This is a genomic window from Nevskia soli (assembly GCF_903970205.1).
GTDB lineage: Bacteria > Acidobacteriota > Terriglobia > Bryobacterales > Bryobacteraceae > Bog-113.
In genome coordinates, this window is record NZ_CAJCHS010000368.1 from 1 (window position 1) to 4,292 (window position 4,292).

Consider the following 4,292-nt stretch of genomic DNA (forward strand, 5'->3'; position numbering starts at 1 on the left):
GCCGGTGACGGTGAAGCGCGGCGGAACGGCCGAGCTGAAGCTCACCGCTACGCTGAACGAGGGCTTTCACGCCAATAGCCACACGCCCAACGACGAGAACCTGATTCCGCTGAAGCTCACCTGGGATCCCGGACCGCTCACCGCCAGGGACATCGTCTATCCGAAACCCCAGATGGAGAAGTACGCGTTCTCGGAAACGAAACTAAGCGTCGTTACCGGAACCTTCGATCTTACGACTAAGTTCACCGCGTCTCCCGATGCGAAACCCGGCCAGAGCACGATGGTCGGCAAGGTTCGTTACCAGGCCTGCAATGATCGCGCCTGTTTCGCGCCTAAGACGGTAGAAGTCAAGCTGCCCGTAACGGTCCAGTAACTACACGGCGGCTTTGCGAGCCTGCGCCGCGTCGTAGCTCTCGCCATAGATTGACGGCACTTTGGCGCCCATCGGCCGCAGATACATCGACAGTTGCCCGCGGTGGTGGACCGAGTGCTGCTGGACGAAGTTGAGGAACATAACGGCCGGCAACTGGAACATCCCACGGAAGTCGACGATCTTAGCTAAGTGCTCGTTCGAAAGTTGGCTCAGCTTTTCGATTCGCTGGTCGAAATTTTCGGTGTACCAGCGATTCAGATCGTCCGGGGTTTTGACCGTGTCCGGGCGCGGCCGCGGTGTGAACTCGAACTCGCCCGCCGCCACCGCATCCATGAATCGCATTTCCGTGGCGGCGATGTGCCAAGCCAGTTCCAATGCGGTTTTCGAGATCTCGTCGGGCCGATAGTCGGACTTATCAGGAGGAATCGCCGCGATAACGGTCTTGGTGATGCGATGCTCATTCTTGAATCCGGGAAGAAAAACAGTGTGAAGCAGGAAACCTGCCTGATCGGGTTGCAGCGGGGGCATGTGGACAGGATATCTCGACGCGATGTCGCTACTGAATCAGAGCTGCGGGCGTTAGCTCGGGGATCAGGACTAACAGATCGTACCCGTAAACGACGCGCTGCCAATCGGCATCCAAATTCAATTGCCCGAATCTCAGGCCGCGCAAATCGAATAGCGTCCAGGACTCGGCCTTCTTGGCGTCGATGGCCGGTTTCAGCCACTTATAGTCGTCGTCTTGAACCATATCGAACGGTTCAAACTTCAACGGGCGATCATACCCGCTATACACTGCGTGTGTGCCCTTGATGCCCAGAACCAAAATATGCAAAGAGCCTTTGCCCTGCCCGTCAGCGAACTCCGCGATGAAGTTACCTAGATCGCGCTGGTGCAATGGATTGACGCCCTTGTAAAGATGCCAATCACCGAACTTGAATAAGATACGTTTGGATTGATTGTCGCCGCCGGCCATGTTGTAGTAAGTGAGGAAATTATGCTTCATCAGAAGGCCACGGCTTGCATTCGAATCGCTGGGATGGGTACCCTGCTCCAGGTAGATTGTGCGGCTCGTAGTTAGTTCATGAAATGCGACTTTGGTTGCCGGCGTACCGTCTTTGTTGATCGCGGCCGACGCACCCTGGATGTCAGAGTCGGGTACTGAGACCAGGAATAGCTTGGAGGGATCGCCGGTCTTACGCGCTTCTTCGACGTCGGCGCGTTCGAGTGCCTGCAGATGCAAAATCGCCCCGCGCGCAGCGGGGCCGGGGTTTGCGGCGAGCATCCGCGCTAAGATCCAACCTGCCGAACCCATAAATTCCTGATCCAGTCCCCAGATTTCGAAGTTACTGCGTTTAGAGATAGCGGCACAATGAGCGGCTAGATCATTCTCGTCTTTGATGTTCAGGAACGCGGCACTGTCCGGATATTTCTTCTGAAGCTCCGCCATTGTCTGAATACGATTCGATGTCTTAAGCGATTCCTGAACGAAGCGCGCAACCGCGGGACTCGCCTCGAACGCCATGGCGGAGAGACCGCCCGATGCCATGGCATCGCAGACAGCGGCGCCAAAGCGAGGAATCTCGCGAGTAAGATGATCCTCGCCGAGTAGAACATAATCGGCCTGCGAAATTGCGGTTTGAAGAATGGCTGCACCGGGACCGGTCATCCTCCCGCCCTCGATACTCAGCGCGTAAGAAGCCTTTGCGAGGCTACCCTCAAGCGTGGGCTTTGGCGCGGGGGTTTGCGCAAAAACCGACATAGCAGACAAAGCTGAGATCAGGGAACATGGTACGGCTCGCATTAGCAAGATCGTATATGAACGCCGGACGCGAAAAGTTCCGAGCCAACGGAATGCGTCCTTTGGCGGGCTGAAGCTCTATACGGCGACGTCTACGTAATCGACCGAAGCATGTGGGTCCGGAATCGGCTCACCGATTTCGCGCATAGCTTCGAAGTGCGCATTCAGCGCGTCTTGGAAATTCAGGCGAACTTCTTGCGGCGTATCGCAACAGCCACGCATCCCGCAACATCAGGCGAATAAGCGGAGTAACCTGTGCCTGTCTGCTCGATGATGACCGGATAACGTCTCGCGCTCATTTCAACCCCGCGAATGCGATGCGAATGCAAGGCCTCACTGCGATCCAGTCCCGATCCGTAATAAATATGTCTCGCTCGCAATCACACCGCTGGCCGGAGCTGAGCGACGCAACTGTGAACTGCTCAGATCTTCATCGGACCAGGAGCCCGACCAATCAATCTTCGAGTTAGCACTCAAAGCGGCGAGTCGCTCGGCCAGCGCCGTCAACTCGGCAGTTGCTCCGGGTGGAAGGCGACGGAAAGTCTCTGACAGCGAGGTTTCTCGCGCATCGAGTTGCATTTCTTGACTTCGTAATCAGTACACGGGTAACGAGTGCGTCGGGAGACAATAAGCAGGTAGCGAGTGCCTAAGAAAGCAACCAAGCGGAAACCCTCCCGCACCCGGCGATCAAGTCCGATCCAGGCCGTCGACTCCTGGTTCAAGAGCCGCGGATGGACTTCGTTCGCCTTCCAACGCGAAGTCTGGGACGCATATCGCCGCGGCGAGAGCGGATTGATCCACGCCGTTCCCGTCCGCCAGGTTTCCTCGGCGACAGCGACCGCGTCCTTGATCCGAATCGTATAGATGCCTGCATGTCCCTTTACAAACACCTGTCGCCATTCTTCGTAGCCCTCTTTATACTCTGGAAGTTCGCGATTGGTAGCAATACGTCGAACAGCACTTGCATCAATGGCTTTGCGGGAAAAAGGCATGTGAGGGACGTACTGTGGCACATCCTCTCCCGCACAACTCTTCCAAGTCAGGTTGTCTACCCCGATATGCGCGATCAAACCGACCTTGGGTGACCTCTCTACCTTGACTACGACGAATTTAGAGCGCTCTCCGCCACCGCGAGTCTCGTATTCCCATATGTCACCCACCCGGTACGTGGGGTCAGCGGTAGCTTGCACCTGGGTATCACCGTTCGGCACTACTCCAATTTGACCCCCCGATTTGACATTAAGCAGAACAAGCGCGCGCTCTATTCCTCGACCTGCTTCTTCCGACTGAAAGTGCCGCAATCAACTTGCTGAACGGAGCCGGGCGTAACGGCGTCTAACGCGGCTACGATCAAGGGCGCGTTGCTCTTGAGGATATCCCGGTCGATCGTGGAGAGAACCAACACTGCAATACGCCGTCCCGTGAAGTTCTGCTCATAGGACAGTGTCTGGTCGCCGGTGACTAAGGCTTCGAAACCCGCTTGTTCAGCCGCATCGAGAAGCTCGCCGTTCTTCATCCCGGCCCAACCCATATAGCTGACCGTAAAAGCCTCATGGCTGCCGAGCCTCTGCCGCAACCGATGCGGAAGGTTTTCATCAAGCAACACCCTCACGGGGTGGGCTGAGCGCGCCGCGTGTGAGCAAACTCAATGAGCCGCTGAATTTGCGGAATGGAAAGCCCCGGATAGTCCTCGTGAATGTCGTCCAGCGTGCCGCCCGCGTCGTAACTGTTGATGATCGCATCAGGCAGAATACGCGTACCGCGCACGATCGGCCGTCCCGATACTTTGCCGGGTACTTGTTCGATCAATTCGCATTGAGTCCAGTCAATCTCCGCGGCTACATTTATACGTGCCATGATCGGTACTCCTCTCTTTAGATTATCGTGAACAGACATTTCACATTTCGCGGAAAGGATCTGTCGACCACGCCCTCGCGAGACAATTAAAGTAAGCAGCATCGTGCCGAAGATAGCAACCAAGCCGAAACCCTCCCGCACCCGGCGACCGACGCCTATCCAGGCAGTCGAATCCTGGTTCAAAAGCCGCGGGTGGACTTCGTTCGCCTTCCAACGCGAAGTCTGGGACGCATACCGGCGCGGCGAGAGCGGATTGATCCA

Annotated in this window: 6 protein-coding genes; 2 read left to right on the forward strand and 4 right to left on the reverse strand. The window is 56.5% G+C overall.

The window, feature by feature from the left end; translation table 11 throughout:
• A partial coding sequence (locus H1Y01_RS16080) for a protein-disulfide reductase DsbD domain-containing protein (protein WP_180541525.1) occupies positions 1 to 373 on the forward strand: 373 nt, incomplete at its 5' end.
• Here H1Y01_RS16080 and H1Y01_RS16085 read toward each other — a convergent pair.
• Both H1Y01_RS16085 and H1Y01_RS16090 read right to left on the reverse strand, forming a co-directional pair.
• Positions 374 to 901, reverse strand: a complete 528-nt coding sequence (locus tag H1Y01_RS16085) for a DinB family protein (RefSeq protein ID WP_180541526.1) — start codon at positions 899 to 901, stop codon at positions 374 to 376.
• Between the two features lie 28 nt (positions 902 to 929).
• Positions 930 to 2,177 (reverse strand): hypothetical protein, encoded by a 1,248-nt coding sequence (locus tag H1Y01_RS16090; protein WP_180541527.1) that lies wholly within the window; start codon positions 2,175 to 2,177, stop codon positions 930 to 932.
• A gap of 639 nt (positions 2,178 to 2,816) precedes the next feature.
• Between H1Y01_RS16090 and H1Y01_RS16095 the strand changes: the two genes are divergently transcribed.
• A complete protein-coding gene (locus H1Y01_RS16095) occupies positions 2,817 to 3,038 on the forward strand; it encodes a hypothetical protein (protein ID WP_180541528.1) in 222 nt (73 codons plus the stop codon).
• Between the two features lie 397 nt (positions 3,039 to 3,435).
• On the opposite strand, the gene H1Y01_RS16100 is transcribed toward H1Y01_RS16095, so the two are convergent.
• Together H1Y01_RS16100 and H1Y01_RS16105 are read right to left on the reverse strand one after the other, a co-directional pair.
• Positions 3,436 to 3,786 carry a DUF5615 family PIN-like protein gene (locus H1Y01_RS16100; RefSeq protein WP_367399795.1) on the reverse strand — a complete coding sequence of 117 codons (351 nt, stop codon included), beginning with the start codon at positions 3,784 to 3,786 and terminating at the stop codon, positions 3,436 to 3,438.
• Positions 3,783 to 4,031: a DUF433 domain-containing protein gene (locus H1Y01_RS16105; protein ID WP_180541530.1), complete on the reverse strand. Its 249-nt coding sequence runs from the start codon at positions 4,029 to 4,031 to the stop codon at positions 3,783 to 3,785. The genes H1Y01_RS16100 and H1Y01_RS16105 overlap by 4 nt, the downstream gene beginning before the upstream one ends.
• Positions 4,032 to 4,292 lie beyond the last annotated feature (261 nt).